Origin of the sequence: Cobetia amphilecti (genome assembly GCF_020217465.1) — a bacterium.
Classification (GTDB): domain Bacteria; phylum Pseudomonadota; class Gammaproteobacteria; order Pseudomonadales; family Halomonadaceae; genus Cobetia; species Cobetia amphilecti.
Window position 1 is genome coordinate 1,040,635 of the sequence record NZ_CP084115.1, and the last position, 17,334, is coordinate 1,057,968.

16 protein-coding genes are annotated in these 17,334 nt (G+C 65.4%); 12 read left to right on the plus strand and 4 right to left on the minus strand.

What is annotated here, in order from left to right:
* The first annotated feature begins 43 nt into the window (after positions 1 to 43).
* Positions 44 to 376, plus strand: coding sequence for a YrhK family protein (locus LCW13_RS04450; RefSeq protein ID WP_225347681.1), 333 nt, complete (start codon positions 44 to 46; stop codon positions 374 to 376).
* A gap of 73 nt (positions 377 to 449) precedes the next feature.
* Here the strand turns inward: LCW13_RS04450 and LCW13_RS04455 are convergent, their stop codons facing one another.
* The 3 genes from LCW13_RS04455 to LCW13_RS04465 all read right to left on the minus strand — a co-directional run bounded on the left by LCW13_RS04455 (position 450) and on the right by LCW13_RS04465 (position 3,594).
* Positions 450 to 1,319, minus strand: a complete 870-nt coding sequence (locus tag LCW13_RS04455; RefSeq protein ID WP_225347682.1) for a DNA replication terminus site-binding protein — start codon at positions 1,317 to 1,319, stop codon at positions 450 to 452.
* Between the two features lie 293 nt (positions 1,320 to 1,612).
* Entirely contained in the window at positions 1,613 to 2,533 is a 921-nt protein-coding gene (locus LCW13_RS04460; protein WP_225347683.1) for a carbon-nitrogen hydrolase, read from the minus strand.
* A complete protein-coding gene (locus LCW13_RS04465) occupies positions 2,533 to 3,594 on the minus strand; it encodes an agmatine deiminase family protein (RefSeq protein WP_107335343.1) in 1,062 nt (353 codons plus the stop codon). The genes LCW13_RS04460 and LCW13_RS04465 overlap by 1 nt, the downstream gene beginning before the upstream one ends.
* Positions 3,595 to 3,847: 253 nt before the next feature.
* Between LCW13_RS04465 and LCW13_RS04470 the strand changes: the two genes are divergently transcribed.
* Complete coding sequence (locus LCW13_RS04470; protein ID WP_043332064.1) at positions 3,848 to 5,092, plus strand: lipoprotein-releasing ABC transporter permease subunit; 1,245 nt, start codon at positions 3,848 to 3,850, stop codon at positions 5,090 to 5,092.
* Between the two features lie 52 nt (positions 5,093 to 5,144).
* The gene (locus LCW13_RS04475) at positions 5,145 to 5,867 is read left to right on the plus strand and encodes an ABC transporter ATP-binding protein (protein WP_153635250.1); all 723 of its coding nucleotides are present in this window, start codon (positions 5,145 to 5,147) and stop codon (positions 5,865 to 5,867) included.
* A 95-nt stretch (positions 5,868 to 5,962) separates the two neighbouring features.
* Here LCW13_RS04475 and LCW13_RS04480 read toward each other — a convergent pair whose 3' ends face one another.
* The gene (locus tag LCW13_RS04480; protein ID WP_043331907.1) at positions 5,963 to 6,544 is read right to left on the minus strand and encodes a DUF2062 domain-containing protein; all 582 of its coding nucleotides are present in this window, start codon (positions 6,542 to 6,544) and stop codon (positions 5,963 to 5,965) included.
* A gap of 201 nt (positions 6,545 to 6,745) precedes the next feature.
* Here LCW13_RS04480 and LCW13_RS04485 point away from each other — a divergent pair, with 201 nt between their 5' ends.
* From LCW13_RS04485 to murB, 9 genes are all read left to right on the plus strand, one after another.
* Positions 6,746 to 9,658 carry a ComEC/Rec2 family competence protein gene (locus tag LCW13_RS04485; RefSeq protein WP_225347684.1) on the plus strand — a complete coding sequence of 971 codons (2,913 nt, stop codon included), beginning with the start codon at positions 6,746 to 6,748 and terminating at the stop codon, positions 9,656 to 9,658.
* A 107-nt stretch (positions 9,659 to 9,765) separates the two neighbouring features.
* A complete protein-coding gene (locus LCW13_RS04490) occupies positions 9,766 to 10,545 on the plus strand; it encodes a MotA/TolQ/ExbB proton channel family protein (RefSeq protein ID WP_082388116.1) in 780 nt (259 codons plus the stop codon).
* Complete coding sequence (locus tag LCW13_RS04495) at positions 10,542 to 10,967, plus strand: ExbD/TolR family protein (RefSeq protein WP_225347685.1); 426 nt, start codon at positions 10,542 to 10,544, stop codon at positions 10,965 to 10,967. The genes LCW13_RS04490 and LCW13_RS04495 overlap by 4 nt, the downstream gene beginning before the upstream one ends.
* 28 nt (positions 10,968 to 10,995) lie before the next feature.
* The gene (gene msbA / locus LCW13_RS04500) at positions 10,996 to 12,744 is read left to right on the plus strand and encodes a lipid A export permease/ATP-binding protein MsbA (RefSeq protein ID WP_225347686.1); all 1,749 of its coding nucleotides are present in this window, start codon (positions 10,996 to 10,998) and stop codon (positions 12,742 to 12,744) included.
* Positions 12,741 to 13,730 carry a tetraacyldisaccharide 4'-kinase gene (lpxK, locus tag LCW13_RS04505; RefSeq protein ID WP_054555010.1) on the plus strand — a complete coding sequence of 330 codons (990 nt, stop codon included), beginning with the start codon at positions 12,741 to 12,743 and terminating at the stop codon, positions 13,728 to 13,730. Before msbA ends, lpxK begins: the two co-directional genes overlap by 4 nt.
* 54 nt (positions 13,731 to 13,784) lie before the next feature.
* The gene (locus tag LCW13_RS04510; RefSeq protein ID WP_043331901.1) at positions 13,785 to 13,979 is read left to right on the plus strand and encodes a Trm112 family protein; all 195 of its coding nucleotides are present in this window, start codon (positions 13,785 to 13,787) and stop codon (positions 13,977 to 13,979) included.
* Complete coding sequence (kdsB, locus tag LCW13_RS04515) at positions 13,979 to 14,818, plus strand: 3-deoxy-manno-octulosonate cytidylyltransferase (RefSeq protein ID WP_225347687.1); 840 nt, start codon at positions 13,979 to 13,981, stop codon at positions 14,816 to 14,818. The genes LCW13_RS04510 and kdsB overlap by 1 nt, the downstream gene beginning before the upstream one ends.
* Positions 14,818 to 15,375 (plus strand): low molecular weight protein-tyrosine-phosphatase, encoded by a 558-nt coding sequence (locus LCW13_RS04520; protein ID WP_225347688.1) that lies wholly within the window; start codon positions 14,818 to 14,820, stop codon positions 15,373 to 15,375. Before kdsB ends, LCW13_RS04520 begins: the two co-directional genes overlap by 1 nt.
* Entirely contained in the window at positions 15,372 to 16,451 is a 1,080-nt protein-coding gene (gene murB / locus LCW13_RS04525; RefSeq protein ID WP_225347689.1) for a UDP-N-acetylmuramate dehydrogenase, read from the plus strand. The genes LCW13_RS04520 and murB overlap by 4 nt, the downstream gene beginning before the upstream one ends.
* Positions 16,452 to 17,334 lie beyond the last annotated feature (883 nt).

Below are 17,334 nucleotides of genomic sequence, written 5' to 3' on the forward strand. Positions count from 1 at the left end.
CCCAGCTGGGAAACCTTGTTGATGAGCCTTGAGGAAATGACGCATGCAGGATGATTCGCAGCAACACGACACTCGGCAGTCGGGTGCCCAGTCACGCGAGACACTGCAGGATGATCCGACCTCGGACCTCACGCTGCGGCTTGGCCATGAAGAGCTGATCATCCATCGCCGTTATGAGCTGGCCAGCATCATCAATGAGCTGGTGCTGGGCCTGCTGTTCACGATCGGCAGCGTGTGCTTCTTCTGGGAAGAGTGGATGACGCTGGGAATCTGGCTGTTCGTGATCGGCTCGCTGCAGCTGACGCTCAAGCCGGTGATTCGCCTGGCGCGCCGCATGCACCTCAAGCGGATGCCGGAATCGGCGCTGGACCTCTAGCGGGCGGCTTCACGGCCTGGCTGTCTCACCGGCTCTCTGGCTCTCTGGCTCTCTGGCTCTCTGGCTCTCTGGCTCAGCGATAGCGATGCACGCGCAGACTCTTGAGGAAGGGCGTGTCCTCGATGCGCACGTCGCCGCGGCGGGCGCGGGTGCGCTCGGTGGGCGGCGTCGGGCTTGGCTGGTTGAGTGCAGGCAGGCGCAGGTCATCATGCGGCAGGAACAGCGGCAGAGAGACATTCAGCGCGCGGCGCGTGCGTAGCTCACCGTCTTCGCGCATCATCGGCTCACGGTAGAACAGGTTGGCGCGCATCAGCGGCGCCTGGGGCTGGATGCGGGCCAGAATCTCATCCGATGGCAAGCCAGCGAGCAGCTTGAGCTGCAGGCGGACGTGCTCGGCCTCGGTATCCAGCTTCATCAGCAAGGCTTCACACTCCGCCACGCTGACGCGCTGGATCGAACGCCCGGAGCTGTACCAGGCGAAGCGCACCCGCGCCACCGGCGCTTCGGCCACCGGAACTCGGCGCCAGCATTGTTTCAAGTGCAAACGGGCAAGGCCATCGCCCCTCAGGTGCTGATTCAGCCCCGGATGGCGGAAGGGCAGAATCGCCTTCAGTTCAGCCAGCTGGTCGGGATACTTCTCGCGCAGCTCGGCGAAGAGCTCCGCCAGCTGCTCCTTGGCCGCGTTGAGCGCCGCGACGCGCTCGATCACTGTCGGGCCTGCGGCGACGACGCCCAGATAGGGGCGGGTGACTCGGCCGTCCTGGCCATCCTGATACCACACGTCCTGCAACGCCTGGCTGAGCCATTCGCTATCGGCACTGACGCCATCCAGCCGCCAGAGTGGCGAATTCTCTTCTCTGACCGCGGTGATGACCTGATCGGCGGCATCGATCTGCGTATCGAAGGCCGCTTCTATTCTGGCCATCAACTGGTATTCGGGCATGCTCTGCGTCCTGATTGCAGCAAGGGAGACGTGATTTTTTATCGCGTTATCTTGTTTAGCCTAGCGTGACCAGGATGGCAAGTCAGACCATGGCGGCATGCGCGGACAGAAGAGGGGCTCCGAGAGACTGAATCACCCGGAATGGAGTGACGGGATAGGTCGGCTGCGCCGGCGCCGACAGACCGAAACAGAAGAGGGCGCCACGCTGGGCGCCCTCTTCTGTTTCTGCGGGGGGCTGTGTGATCTCGACAGGGTGCTGTTGTCAGGCCGGCACCTGCAAAAGCCCGCTGGGCTCAGCGGTCGCGATAGCGCTCGGTGAGATCACCATAGGCATCGATGCGACGATCGCGCAGGTAAGGCCAGATGCGGCGCACATCTTCGCCGCGCGCCAGGTCCACATCGACCAGCAGTTCCTCGGGCTCGGTGCCGCCATGCGCCAGCAGCTCGCCCTGGGGGCCGCAGATGAAGCTGCCGCCCCAGAACTGGATGCCTTCGCTGGCAGGCGTCGGGTCCGCTTCATGGCCGACCCGGTTGGCGACGATCACCGGCACGCCATTGGCGACGCCGTGGCTGCGCTGGATCAGGGTCCAGGCATCCTTCTGGCGTTTCTGCTCGGCTTCATCGTCGCGCGGGTCCCAGCCGATGGCGGTGGGGTAGAGCAGCATCTCGGCACCGGCCAGCGCCATCAGGCGTGCGCCTTCGGGGTACCACTGGTCCCAGCAGACCTGCACGCCCAGACGGCCGACCGAGGTGTCGATGGGCTCGAAGCCGCGGCGCGGGGACTGTGCGCTGGGTGCATCGCCCGGCGTGAAGTAGAACTTCTCGTAGAAGCCGGGATCATCCGGAATGTGCATCTTGCGGAAGGTGCCGACCAGGCCAGCGGCCTTGTCGAGCACCACGGCGGTATTGTGATACACGCCCGCCGCGCGGCGCTCGAAGATGGAGCCGACGATCACCAGGCCGAGTTCGGCGGCCAGGCCGGTCAGACGCTGGGTGGTCGGGCCTTCGAGGGGTTCGGCGAGATCGAAGATCTCGGTGTCTTCGGTCTGGCAGAAGTAGTGGCTGGCATGCAGCTCCTGCAGCATCACCAGCTCAGCGCCATCGGCGGCAAGGCGACGAATGGCGGCTTCGCTGGCCGCCAGGCTTGTGTCCTTGTCGGGCCAGCCCTGTTGCTGGACGACACCGACCTTGAGTGTACGGCGGGAAGCAGTCATCACAGTGCTCCTTGAGAGGTGTTCGAGGTGGCCAGCGTGCCTTTGGGCAGTTGCATGGTCATGCAGTGCAGGCTGCCATGCTGGCGAATCACGGCGCGGCAATCGACCGGAATGATGTCACGCTTGGGGAAGGCGCTGGCGAGGGCCTTGAGGGCGATCATGTCGTGACGATCGGCGTAGGTCGGCACCAGCACGGCCCCGTTGATGATCAGGAAGTTGGCGTAGGTCGCCGGCAGGCGATGGCTGTCGTCCGGATCGAAGCAGGCATCCGGCCACGGCAGCGGCACCAGGAAGTACGGGTCGCCATTGGCGTCGCGCAGGGCTTCAAGCTCGGCTTCCATCGCCTTGAGCGCCGGGTAATGCGGGTCGTCGCGATCATCGCAGCGAACATAGGCGATGGTGCGCGGGTCGCAGAAGCGCGCCAGGGTGTCGACATGGCTGTCGGTGTCATCGCCTTCCAGATGACCATTGGCGAGCCACAGCACGCGTTTGACCCCGAAATCGGCCTTGAGTTGCGCCTCGACCTGGGCGCGGCTCAGGCCGGCATTGCGGTTGTCGTTGAGCAGGCAGGCCTCGGTGGTCAGCAGGGTGCCCTGGCCGTCGCTCTCGATGCCGCCGCCTTCCAGAATGAAGTCGCGGCTTTCCACCGGGCTTGCGTAAGCCCCCTGCGCGGCGAGGGCGCGGGTCAGGGCGTTGTCGCGGGCGGCCTCGAACTTGCCGCCCCAGCCGGTGAAGGTGTAGTCGAGCAGCACCGGCTGGCCATCACGTTCGATGGTGATGGGGCCATGGTCGCGCGTCCAGGTGTCATCCAGCGGCGCCACGAAAAGATGCAGGCGCTCGGCGGGCACGCCGAAACCGGCGAAGCGCGCGGCAAGGCGCTCGCGGGTGGCGTCATCGCTGACGCTGATCAGCACGTGCTGATAGCGGCTGATGGCGATCACCATGGCCTCGCAGGTGGCTTCGATGCTCTCGAGCATCTCGCTCCAGTCACTGTGCGGGCTGGGCCAGCTGAGCTGGATGGCGTCCTGCGGGTGCCATTCGGCGAGCAGACGGGTGGCCATGGGCATCTCCCTGATGAAGAGGTAACGATAAAGGCGCAAGCCGCAATGCCGCGGACTCGGCGCGCGATGATAGCAGAGCCATGCGCCGACGCTAGCCCTGTGGCGTCTGACGTGCACATGTCTCGCCATGCTGGCGGTTCATGTTGGCCACAGACGAAGGCTGGCAAACTGCGTTCGAATATGGCTCCATGCGCCGAGCCTGCGGAATGCGTATCATGGCCCGCGACCCTGACCCAAGGAATCGACTTCGATGCTGCTGGATCGCCTACCCTTTCTGATCGGCCTGCGCTATACCCGCGCCAAGCGCCGTAACCATTTCATTTCCTTCATTTCCTTGACCTCGATGCTGGGGCTGTCGCTGGGCGTCGCCGTGCTGATTCTGGTGCTGTCGGTGATGAACGGCTTCGACCACGAGCTGCGCACCCGCGTGCTGGGCATGGTGCCGCATGTGCGCGTCGAGGCGCGTGACAGCGTCACCGACTGGGAGACGCTGGCCGGCAAGCTGCGCGAGAAGCCGCATGTCGTCGGTGCGGCGCCCTATATCGAGCAGCAGGGCATGTTCACCACCAACGGCCGCAACAAGGGCGCGTTGGTCACCGGTATCGATCCGTCCGCGGAGGATCAGGTCTCGATCATCAGCGAGCACATGGTGCAGGGCAGCCTGGCGGATCTCACGCCCGGCAGCTGGGGCATCGTGATGGGCGAGCTGCTGGCGCGCAACCTGGGCGTCGGCGTGGGGGATCGCGTCACGCTATTGGTGCCCGAGGCCTCCATCACGCCCGGGGGCATCTTCCCGCGTCTCAAGCGCTTCACGGTGACCGGTATCTTCAAGGTCGGCGCGGACGTCGATGCCAGCCTTGCCTACACCGATATCTCGGACATGGCCAAGCTGGCGCGCTTCAAGGAAGGCGACGTCCAGGGGGTGCGCCTGAAGCTCGATGACCTGTTCAGCGCCGATCAGGTCACCCGCGACATCGTCAGCCAGCTGGGGCCGCAGTATCGCGGCATGGACTGGAAGCGCACCCACGGCAACCTGTTCGCCGCCATCCAGATGGAGAAGAACATGATCGGCCTGCTGCTGATGGTGATCGTCGCCGTCGCGGCCTTCAACATCGTCTCGACGCTGGTGATGATGGTGACGGACAAGCACGCTGACATCGCCATCCTGCGCACCCTCGGGGCCAGGCCCGGTTCCATCATGGGCATCTTCATCGTGCAGGGGCTGACCATCGGCGTGATGGGCATCATCATCGGCGCCATCGCCGGTGTGGCGCTGGCGCTGAGCGTCTCCGACATCATCGCCTGGGTGCAGTCGACCTTCGGTATCCAGTTCCTGGACCCCAACGTCTACTTCATCAGCTATCTGCCATCGCGCCTCGAGATGAGCGACATGGGCATCATCATCGGCTCCGCGCTGGTGCTGAGCTTCCTGTCGACGCTGTATCCGGCCTGGCGCGCCTCGCGCATCCAGCCGGCGGAGGTGCTGCGCTATGAGTAATCCGTCGACACCGTCTGATGCATCCATCCGTTCCGCTGCTGGAGACACCGCCATGCCGACGCCGGCTTCTGACACTCACGCGCCGGGTCAGCCCCACGGCAAGCCGATGCTGATCTGTGAGCGCCTGAGTCGCAGTTATGATGAGGGCCCGCAAGAGGTGCAGGTGCTCGACGAGCTGGAGCTGCGCGTGCATGCCGGTGAGCGAGTCGCCGTCGTCGGCAGCTCCGGCTCCGGCAAGACCACGCTGCTCAACCTGCTTGGCGGGCTGGACCATCCCAGCCAGGGCATCGTGAAGGTGGCCGGCCAGCGCCTGTCCGAACTCAGCGAGTCGGCACTGGGCAGCTTCCGTAATCAGCACATCGGCTTCGTGTATCAGTTCCACCATCTGCTGGCGGAATTCAGTGCCGAAGAGAACGTGGCGATGCCGCTGATCATCCGTGGCCACAAGCGCGCCGAGGCCGCCGTCAAGGCGCGCAAGCTGCTGGAGCGGGTCGGCATGGCGCCGCGCGCCGATCACAAGCCGGGCGAGCTGTCCGGGGGCGAGCGCCAGCGCGTCGCCATCGCGCGTGCGCTGGTGACCGACCCGAGCCTGGTGCTGATGGACGAGCCGACCGGCAACCTGGATCAGACCACGGCGGCGCGCATTCTCGAGCTGATGGATGACATCGCGCGTGAAGCGCAGGCGGCCTTCATCATCGTGACCCACGACAACGGTCTGGCCGCGCACCAGCACCGTGTGCTGCGCCTGGACGGCGGCAAGCTGCACGAGGACTGAATCGAGCCGCTGCCTGATTCACGCTAGCCAGAAAGCCAAACGCCCCGCCATCTCTCGATGGCGGGGCGTTTTTCATGCGTGTCTGTCGGCAGCGTTCAGAGCTTGTCGGTGTCCTGCTCAGCGTTCTGGCGTGACGATTGCTCCTTGCTGCAACGTCTGGCGGCCAGGCGCGCCTTGCGGCGGCTGCGCCAGTTGCGCACCACCTGATAGCGCCACAAGAGGCGGACCAGCATGTTGGCCAGCAGCGCGAGGACGACGGCGCTGACCAGCGAACCCAGCGCCAGGGCGGGCAGGATGTCTTCCAGCTGGTTGGCGAACCAGGCCGCGGAGACCTGGTCCGGCATCACGCGTGCGGGCGTGTCCAGCATCCAGGCACCTACGCGGTAAGTGGCGTAGTAGACCACCGGCATGGTCAGCGGGTTGGTCACCCACACCAGACCCACCGACAGCGCGAGGTTGCAGCGCAGTGCCCAGGCACCGAAGGCGGCCACCACCATCTGGAAGGGAATCGGCAGCAGCGCACAGAACAGCCCCACCATGCAGGCATTGGCCACAGTGCGTCGCGACAACGCCCACAGTGCGGGATCGGCGATCAGGTGATGCATGAAGCGCAGCGACTTCTTGCGCTTGAGGGCATCCGGTTCCGGCATGAGCCGCTTGAGTAGACGACGAGGCATGACTTGGCCATTTGGCATTCAACGCCGGCCATTATCCATACATGGCTACAGGACTGCCATGCTGACTGCGCAGTTATCCGGTTCGTGATCTGCAACCCGCGTGTCTCGATTCGGCACTGAGTACAGCAAAGCCCGCGCCATGCCTGACGGGCTGCGCCATGGGTGACCTTGCAAGAGGCCAGCAACATGTCAGGCGCCACCGTGAATAAATCGTCCCATCCCGCTCGATTCCGGCTGTCACCGGCCTCGCTGGCCCAGCTGCTGGCGGGACTGGTGGCGGGCATCTGGCTGTCACGCCAGGGCGAGTGGGGCGCGGATTGGCAGTCACGCTCATCGGCAGGGCTCGGTGCGCAAGAGAGTGGGGCGCATGGCTGGGCCGCCTTCATGACGCTGAGCGACAACCTGATGTTGGCCGCCTTGCTGCTCTGCTGGCTGATGGTGGCGGGGGCCTTGGCCGCCATTCCCGCCCGTGCTTTCGCGCACCCTGCTCCCGACGCTGGGTCACGCCGCTTTCGGCTCGGGGCCTTGAGTCTGCGGCTCTCGACAGCGCTGGGGGTCGGGCTGGTGATCGGCCTTCATCAGCAGCCGCTCGTGATGGCGGAGGCGTTGACGCGCCAGGAGCTGTGGCTGGAAGGCCGGGTCGAGCAGGTCAACCGCGCACTGCCGACGCCTGATGACTCGGTGCGCCTGGTGCTGCGTGTCTCGCGCTGTGATCTCTTCCAGCCGACGGAGGTCCCCGGCGCGGATGCCGGGCGTCAGGCCGCCTGTCAGCGGCTGCTGGATCAGCGGGTCCAGCTTCGGCGTTACTGGCCGCGCAAGCTGCCCCGCGATGTTGCGACACGCGAGGCGCTGGCGACTCCCTGGCAGGCCGGTGAGCGTTGGCGCATGGTCGTGCGTCTGGTACCGCCTCATGGTGTCAGCAACCCTGCCTTCGGGCGCTCAGCGAGCCCTGCGGAGTTTGACCGTGTCGCCTGGCTATGGCGTGAAGGTATCGTCGCCACGGGTTACGTGCGCCAACTGTCCCTTGCGCAGCGCTTGGCGCCACCCGGCGGGCTGGCAGCACTGCGTCTTCATGCCGAGCAGGCTCTGTGGCAGCGCTGTGGCGAGGGCGAGGGCGAGGATAAAGGTGGAGGCGAGGCACTGGTCGACTGGCCGGGTTCGCCCTGTCGCTGGCTGGCGGCATTGACGCTGGGCAAGGTCTCGGCACTGACCCATGACGACTGGGACACGCTGAACGCCACCGGGCTGACGCATCTGGCGGTGGTGTCGGGGCTGCATGTCGGATTGATGGCAAGCCTGGTGGTGGGGCTGAGTTTCGGCGTGCTGCGTCTCTGGCGACCGGGCGGATGGCGATTCAGCGTCGCGCCCTGGTGGCTTGCCTGTCTGGCGGCCTGGAGTTTCGCCTTGCTGGCAGGCCTGGCGCCGCCGGCATTGCGCGCCGCCTTGATGGTGACGGTCGGGCTTTGGATGGCGAGTGGCCGCAGCGGCCTGGGTGTCTGGCAGGTCTGGATGCTGGCGCTGATTCTGGTGCTGGGGCTGGACCCGCTGGCGCTGTGGCGCTCGGGTACCTGGCTATCATTCATCGCCGTGGCGGTGTTGTTGCTGGCCTGGCAGGGCCGCTCGCGACCGCGAGGAATGCGCGGCTGGTGTCTGGCCACGTTGCGCAGCCAGTGGTTGCTGACGCTGGTCATGGGTGCGGCCCTGCTGCTTTCGCGCGGCCAGCTGTCCTGGTTGTCGCTGCCGATGAATCTGCTGATGGCGCCCTTGGTGACGCTATTGATCGTGCCGCTTGGCATGCTGGGCTGGGGGCTTGCGGGACTCGAGCAGCTGTTGCTGTTCACGGGACTCGTCCCGTCACGGCCCGCGGCGATGCTCGCCGACGGTGTGTTCAGCGGCGGTCTATGGCAGCTGCTGGCACAGGGTATGGCGCAGACGATGGAGATATTGTCTTCGCTTGCGTCGACGCAGGGGCGCTGGCCGCAGACGCCAATGGCGGCGGGGCTGTCGGACGCCACTCCCTCGGCCTTGATCCTGACGCTCGCGCTGATGGCTCTGCTGGGTGCCTGGCTGGCGGAGGGGGTGCCGGGCCTCGATGGCCGTCTGAAGCGCCTGTTTGGCAGCGTGGCACTCTGCTGGGGGCTGTCGCTGGCGGCGCTGGCCTTGCCGTGGTCACCGGCGGCGCTGGCCACCGTCGGGCGGGACGCCGGCGCGCGCGCGACAGAAACCGCCTCGTTCTCGCCCCGGGCGCCCGCGCTCAGTCTGACGGTGCACGATGTCGGGCAGGGGCTGGCGCTGTCGCTGCACAGTCATCTGGCGCCGAGCGCGAGTGACTCGACTGACGCGTCACGGCAGGTGCCGAGGCACTGGCGTTACGACCTGGGGGCGGCGTCGCGCAATGCCAGCGCCCGTTTGCCGGGGGCAATGCCCGTGGCGGGAGAGCCTATCGGCGTGATCATGAGTCACGGGGATGGCGATCACGCCGGTGGACTGCAGGCGCTGTCTGCCGAGGAGATCACCGCCTTGTGGGTGCCGGCCGGGCAGCGGGCGCGACTGGAGCATCAGGTAAGCTGGCTCGATGAGGTGGCAATGCGGGAGTGTGTCGCCGGGCGCAGCATCACCCTCGGTGAGCTGCAGGGCCAGCCCGTGCGTATTGAGATGCTGTGGCCGCCAGCAGGGTTGAAGACCCGACGTGACAACGCGCACTCCTGTGTGGTCTTGATAGCACATGGCGCGCGCCCGCTGGCGTTGCTGACCGGCGATATCGGCCAGCAGCAGGAGCGCGAGTTGCAGGCGACGCTGCGCCAGCGGTTTGCCGGGCGCGGCTTGCCGTTGCTGGTGGTCGCGCATCACGGCAGCCGCTCCAGCAGTGGTGATGCTTGGCTTGAGAGTCTGGCGGCGCGTCACGCGATTGTCAGCGCCGGTCGCTACAATCCGCATGGTCATCCGCATCCGGACGTGGTGGAGCGTCTGGCGCGTCATGTCGAGTGTCTCTGGCATGTCGGGCTGGATGGTGCCTTGCACTGGGAGTGGTCGCCGCAGGGGGAGCGGCTGCAACCAGCGCGCAGGGCTGGCGGTATCGGAGTGAGGTGCCTTGGGGTAAAATCCGCTGAATGATCAGATGCATGGCGGATTCATACGGCCTGCGCGACAGGGATGGCGCGTGACATCTGACACGACAACAATGGTGCCCGCAGAGGCATCGAGACCAAGGGAGAGGTCACATGCTGGAAGCCTTGTACGCAGGGGGAGTCTTGATGCTCCCCATTCTCGGATGTTCCGTCGTGGCACTGGCCATCATCCTCGAGCGCCTGTGGACGCTGCGTCGTCGACGCATCGCGCCGAAGGGCCTGGGACAGCAGGTGTGTGAACTGATCAGCCAGGGACAGGTCAATGTCTACTGGCTGGAGAGTCATTCGCCGCTGGGCAACGTGCTGGCGGCGGGGCTGCGCAATGCGCGCCTGGGCAATGAGCAGGTACGCGCGCGCATGCAGGAGTCGGCCGTGGCCGTCATCCATGACATGGAACGCTTCCTGAGTCCGCTGGGTACCATCGCCGCCATCACGCCGCTTTTGGGGCTGCTGGGCACGGTGGTCGGCATGATCGACGTCTTCGCCGTGATCGTCGATGCGGGCAGCGCCGAGCGCGCCCAGGAGCTGGCCGGCGGGATTTCCCAGGCACTGGTGACGACGGCGTCCGGCTTGACGGTGGCGATTCCGGCACTGATGTTCCATCGCTATTTCCAGCGCTGTGTCGAGGACATCACCGTCAACATGGAGGAGCAGGCAGGGCAGGTGGTGGAGTATATCTCGCACCATCAGGGCGAGCTCGGGCTGGCCGAGAGCCATGACGGCATCGACCGTCGCCCGGGCCAGCGCCCCGGCCAGGTGCCGGAGCCCCATGAGCGCCTGCCGGAAGACCTGCCGGCCTACATGCGTCGTGACGCCGATGACCCCTATGGTGGCGATGATGGCAAGGGGGCAGGTGCCGGGAGGCCGTCATGAGGTTTCCGCGTCGCCAGCGTGAGTCGGTGGAGGTCAATCTCACCCCGCTGATCGACGTGGTGTTTCTGCTGCTGATCTTCTTCATGGTCTCGACCACCTTCGATAGCCGTCGAGCGCTGGACCTCATCCTGCCGCAGTCCAGTCAGGCCAGCGCGGTAGAGCAGGCGCCCTTGATCCTGAGCATCGGGGCGGCAGGTGATTTTACGCTCGGCGAGGCAAGCCTCGGCGAGAATGAACTGGGAGCGCAACTTGCGCAGTACAAGGACCAGGCAGATCGCTTCGGGTTGATCCTCGAAGCCGATGGCCGCACGCCCCACGCCAAGGTGGTCACGGCGCTGGACGCCGCCGCTGAAGTGGGTATCACCCGTGTGCGCATCAGTACGCGTATCGGGACGGAATCATCATCACCGGATGCCCCATGAGGGCGCCGCCCAAGTCTATGGAGACCCCGTGAGTCGCGACTCCACCTGGATTCATTACCGCCGCTTGCTCGGCTATGTTCGCCCGTACTGGAAGATGTTTCTGGCCGCCGTCGTCGGCTACATCATCTACGGTGCCTCGAGTACGGCGCTGGCCGAGATGATGAAGCGCCTGATCGACGGCATTCAGAATCCTGACGCCCAGTTCAGACTGTTCCTGCCGCTGTTCGTGATCGGCATGTTCGCCGTGCGCGGCGTCGGCACCTTCCTGGGCACCTACTGCATGAGTGATGTGGCGCGCAACGTGGTGCACACCCTGCGTACCACGGTGTTCAACCACATGCTGCACTTGCCGGGGCGCTATTTCGACGAGAACTCCACCGGCCATCTCATCACCCGCGTCACCTACCATGTCGAGCAGATCACCGGCGCGGCCACCAAGGCGCTGACCATCATCCTGCGCGAAGGCTTCTTCGTGCTCGGCCTGCTGGGCTATCTGTTCTGGACCAACTGGAAGCTGACGCTGGTGTTCATCGCGGTCACGCCGCTGATCGGCTGGGTGGTCAGCTATGCCAGCAAGCGCTTCCGCAAGCTCTCCAAGCGTATCCAGGGCTCGATGGGCGAGGTAACCCATGTCGCCTCCGAGGCGCTGTCCGGCCATCGTGTCGTGCGTACCCACGGTGCCGAGGATTACGAGAAGGCACGCTTCGCGGCGGTCAGTGAGTACAACCGCGAGCAGAAGATGAAGGAGGCGCTGACCAAGGCCACCGCCACGCCGGTCATCCAGCTGTTGATCGCCGTGGCGCTGGCCACGCTGGTGTGGCTGGCGATGGCGCCGGAACTGATGGCCGGCATGAGCGCCGGTGAGTTCGTCGGCTTCATCACCGCGGCTTCGATGATGGCCAAGCCGGTGCGTCAGTTGACCGAAGTCAACGGCGAGATCCAGAAGGGCATGGCGGCCTCGGAAGAACTGTTCGGTCTGCTGGATACGCCGGCAGAGCCGGACAACGGCACCCTGGTGCCCGAGGGGCGTCTCGAGGGGCGTGTACGCTTCGACAATGTCCACTTCCGTTATGCAGACCATCAGCCGGAGGTGCTCAAGGGCATCGATCTGGAGGTGAAACCGGGGCAGATGGTGGCCATCGTCGGGCGTTCGGGGTCGGGCAAGTCGACACTGATGAGCCTGTTGCCGCGCTTCTATGCACCGACCACCGGCCGCATCCTGATCGATGATGTCGCCATCGAGGACTACAAGCTGCGCCCGATGCGTCAGCAGATCGCGCTGGTCTCGCAGAATGTCACCCTGTTCAATGCCGACCTGACCGCCAACATCGCCTACGGCACCGGCGAGGTCGACAAGGCGCGGGTGGAAGAGGCGGCGCGTGCAGCCTATGCCCACGAATTCATCGAGCGGATGAGCGAAGGCTACGACACCATCGTCGGCGACAATGGCGTGATGCTCTCCGGTGGTCAGCGCCAGCGTATCGCCATCGCGCGTGCCATCTACAAGGACTCGCCGATCCTGGTGCTGGACGAGGCCACCTCGGCGCTGGATACCGAATCCGAACGCTATATCCAGCGCGCGCTGGAAGAAGTGTGTCAGGGCCGGACGACCTTCGTGATCGCCCACCGTCTGTCCACCATCGAGAAGGCGGACCGCATCCTGGTGATGGATGATGGCGAGATCATCGAAGACGGCACCCACGAATCATTGATTGCTCAGGAAGGTGCTTATGCCGCGCTGCATCGCATCCAGTTCCGGGAGACGGCAGACGCATGAGTGAACGACTGGTAGACGCCTGGTATCGCGGCGCTGGCTGGCTTCATCTGCTGCGCCCGCTGGAACATGTCTACAAGAATGTGGTGGCGCGCAAGCGCAATGCCTATCTCACCGGCAAGCGTGAGGTCTGGAAGGCGCCGGTGCCGGTGATCGTGATCGGCAACATCACCGTCGGTGGCACCGGCAAGTCACCACTGGTCGCCTGGCTGGGGCGCTGGTTGAGCGAGCAGGGCTGGCGCCCGGGCATCATCTCGCGCGGCTACGGCGGGCATTCGCCGCGCTATCCCCTCTACGTGCAGGCCGATACCGATCCTCAGCATGCCGGCGATGAGCCGGTGATGCTGGCCCAGCAGACCGGCCTGCCGGTGGCGGTCGACCCGGATCGCCCGAGCGCGGCGCGGCGCCTGATTGCCGCGGGCTGCGACATTCTGCTCTCCGATGACGGTCTGCAGCATCATGCGCTGGGGCGCGATATCGAGCTGGTGGTCGTGGACGGTGAGCGTGCCTTCGGCAATCAGCGTTGCCTGCCCGCCGGGCCGCTGCGCGAGCCGTTGTCGCGCCTCGCCAGTGTCGATGCGGTGATCTCCAACGGTGTCATCGACTGCTCGCGCCTGCCGGTGGAATCGCATTGCATGAAGCTGACGCCGGTCCACTGGCGCCACCTGATCGACGACGTGCGCTATCCTGCCCATCAGCTGCCGTTCAGCGGTCAGGTGCATGCGTTGGCCGGTATCGGCAATCCGCAGCGCTTCTTCCGCACCCTGACCAACCTCGGGGTCGAGCATCTGCCGCGTCCGCTGGCGGACCACCATCGCTTCACGCCGACGGATCTGCGCTTTTCCGACAATCTGCCCGTGGTGATGACCGCCAAGGACGCCGTCAAGTGTCGCAGCTTCGCCAATGAGCGCTGCTGGGCGCTGGATGTCGAGGCGCGTCCGGATCAGGCGCTGGTGGATTGGCTCGCCAAACGCCTTGAAGCGCTCTGAGAGCTTGATCGCTGAATTTTCTTTCTTTTCTGCTGTTATTCCGGAGATGTCTCGATGGACAAGGAACTGCTCGCGCTACTGGTTTGCCCGCTGTGTCAGGCCAAGCTGACCTATGATGCGGCGAATGCCGAGCTCAAGTGCTTCTACGATGGCCTCGCCTATCCGGTACGCGACGGCATTCCCGTCATGCTGGAAGAAGAAGCGCGCCAGATGGATGCCGACGAGAAGCTCAAGGGGAGCCGCGGCTGATGAGTGACCTTCTGCAGCAGGGGCAGGCAGACGACAGCCGTTCAGAGGACGAGTCCGGCTTCGTGGTCGTGATTCCGGCGCGCTTCAACTCCTCACGCCTGCCGGGCAAGCCCCTGGCGGACATTCATGGCCAGCCGATGATCGAGCACGTCTGGCGCAATGCCTGCGCCAGTCAGGCCAGCCGGGTCGTGATCGCCACCGATGACGAGCGCATCCGTGAGGCCTGTGAAGGCTTCGGGGCCGAGGTGGTGATGACGCGTGCCGATCACCCCAGCGGGACGGACCGTCTTGCCGAGGTAGTCACGCTGCTGGCGCTGGCCCCCGAGACCCTGGTGGTCAACGTCCAGGGCGACGAGCCGCTGCTGCCGGCGGCGCTGATCGATCAGGTGGCGGTACGCCTCGAGGAAGACGAGGGTGCCTCGATCGCCACGCTGGCGGAGTCGATCGCCAGCGTCGACAGCCTGTTCAATCCCAATGTGGTCAAGGTGGTGCGTGATCTGCGTGGGCGTGCCCTGTACTTCTCGCGTGCACCTATCCCGTGGGACCGCGAGCACTTCACCACGCCGCCGGACATGCTGGCCACCGATTCCTGGCTGCGCCATATCGGTCTCTACGCCTATCGTGCCAGCTTCCTGACCGATTACGTCGACTGGCTGCCGGCCCCGCTGGAGCAGCTCGAACAGCTCGAGCAGCTGCGCGCGCTGCATCATGGTCATGCCATCCAGGTGGCCATTGCCTGCACGGCGCATCCGGCCGGTGTCGATACGCCGGAGGATCTCGAGCGCGTGCGCGACTGGCTGGCGCAAGCAGCGGCAGGCAGCGAGAGCGGAGAGGCCTGATGAGCGAGCTTCTTGAGCAACTGGCCCAGCGTCAGGCGCCATTGGAGCGCATCCTGATGGTGTGCCTGGGCAATATCTGCCGCTCGCCGAGTGCCGAAGGCGTGTTGCGTGCGGCGCTGACGCGCCATGGTCTGGAGCAGGTCGTCACGGTGGACAGTTGCGGCACCAGTGACTGGCATGTCGGCGGTCAGCCTGATTCGCGGGCCATCGCCCATGCGGCCAAGCGCGGGCACGACATCAGCACGTTGCGTGCCCGTCAGTTGTGCGAGCAGGACTTTCACGACTTCGATCTGATTCTGGTGATGGACGATGCCAATCTTGCCGATACCCGTGCCTTGGCTGCGCGCAGCAACAGTGGTGATCAGGCGCTGATCGGTCGCCTGCTGGACCTGCTGCCGACCCCGTTGCCCGCGCTGGCAGCGGGCAGTCGTGAGGTGCCGGACCCCTACACCGGAGGCCCCGATGCCTTCGAGCGTGTGCTTGATCTGATCGATGTGGCCTGTGAGGCACTCATTGCGGCACTGCCTGCGGCGACCACGGCGCGGGCGCGCTCATGACTCCGGTAACAAGTGATCAGAACGCTGGCGACACCTCGCAACGTGAGGGTGTGGCGCTGGATGGCTGCAATACGCTGGGCTTCTCGGCGCGTGCCCGCGCCCTGAGTGAGCCACACACCGTCGAGGCGGCCAGGGCGCAGGTGCTGGCCTCCCGGCAGGCTGGAGAGCGCCTGGTGGTGATCGGCGGCGGCAGCAATCTGGTATTGCTGCCGTGGCTGGATGCCCATGTCATGCGTCCGGCCTTTGATGAGGTCACCATCACGCCGGCAGAAGACGGCCTGACAGCCACGGTCTCCGTCGAAGCCGGCAAGCGCTGGCATGCCCTGGTGATGGAGCTGGCCGCCGCCGGCTGGTGGGGCTATGAAAATCTGGCGCTGATTCCCGGGTGCTGCGGTGCGGCGCCTATCCAGAATATCGGTGCCTATGGCGTCGAGCTGGCAGACCATCTGCTGCGCCTGGAAGTCATGTCGCTGGAAGATGGCAGCTGCCGCTGGATGAATCGTGAGGAATGCGGTTTCGGCTATCGCGACAGCATCTTCAAGGGCGCGCTTGAGCATCGCGTGCTGATCACGCGTCTGGAGTTGCAGGTGTCGCGCCAGGCGTCGCCCCGGCTCGGTTATGGTGATCTCGCCCAGCGCGTCAGTGCGGCGCTGCCGCAAGGAGAGGAGGCGACGCCGTTGCAGGTCGCCCGGGCGGTGATTGCCACGCGCAGTGAGAAGTTGCCCGACCCCGCGCAACTGGGCAATGCCGGCAGTTTCTTCAAGAATCCGCAGCTTCCCCAGGCCGAGGCCCAGGCGCTGCTGACCCGCTTCCCGGGCTTGCCGCATTACCCGCAGGCCGATGGCAGCATCAAGCTGGCAGCAGGCTGGCTGATCGATCAATGTGGTCTCAAGGGCGCGCGCAGAGGCCATGTCGGCGTACATGCTCGGCAGGCGCTGGTGCTGGTGCACTTCGGCGAGGGGGCCGTCACGGAGCTGCTGGCACTGGCGCAGGAGGTGCGTGAGGCCGTCCACACCCGCTTCGGGGTCTGGCTCGAGCAGGAGCCGCGGGAGCTTGGGATGATGCCTGAAGGGTGATGCCCGAGGGCTGAGGCCCAGAGTCGTGCACACGAGACCTGCGCTGAAGTGAAGGCATGCACACCAGGCGCTGAAAATAGCATGCACTGAAAACAAGAACGCCCCGCAGGCAAGCCTGTGGGGCGTTCTTGTTTTCAGTGCTTGGTTCTGACTTGCTGCTCAACGGGAGCGGCTGGCATAGACCTTGGCATAGTCCCTGTCTTGCTGCCTTTCTGGCGCCCCCTTCAGCGCTGGTGGCTGAAAGGGGCGCCAGAGTGACGGCAGGGGCAGGGCGCCAGCCTCAGGACTCAGTGAGACGTGTTGCTGTCATCCTGAGCGGTCGTGTCCTGAGTCTCTGCGCTGGCCTGTTGTGCAGCAGCACGTTCGGCAGCTTCACGCTCACGACGACGCACTTCGCGCGGATCGTTGTAGGCGCGTTCGCCACGGCGACGGCGGGTTTCGGTGGCTGGCTGCGTGCTGTCCTGCTGCGCGCCTTCTGCCACTGTCGTCTCGTCTTGCTCGCTCGGCGCCTGCTTGTGCTCGCTGTCAGCAACTTCCCCAGTGTGGGAGTCGTTGCTCACGGCTTGCGCCACGGCGACATTGTCGTGACGCTCGGCAGTCGCGAACGCTGTCTCGGCCGGCGCATTCTCGACGCTGGCGCTGACGTTGACGGCGCTTTCGGCACCTTCAGCAGCAGCATCAGAGCCTTCAGCGTTTGCAGAGCCGTCAGCAGAATCAGAGCCCTCAGCTGATTGAGAGCCTTCAGCTGATTGAGAGCCTTCAGCAGCTTCAGCGACAGTATCTGCGGTGCGCTCAGTGCTGACGGCAGGCTCAATCTCAGTGCTGGCCACGTCAGCGCTTTGCGTCACCTTCGCCTCGCTGGTCTCAGTCTGCTGGGGAGCCT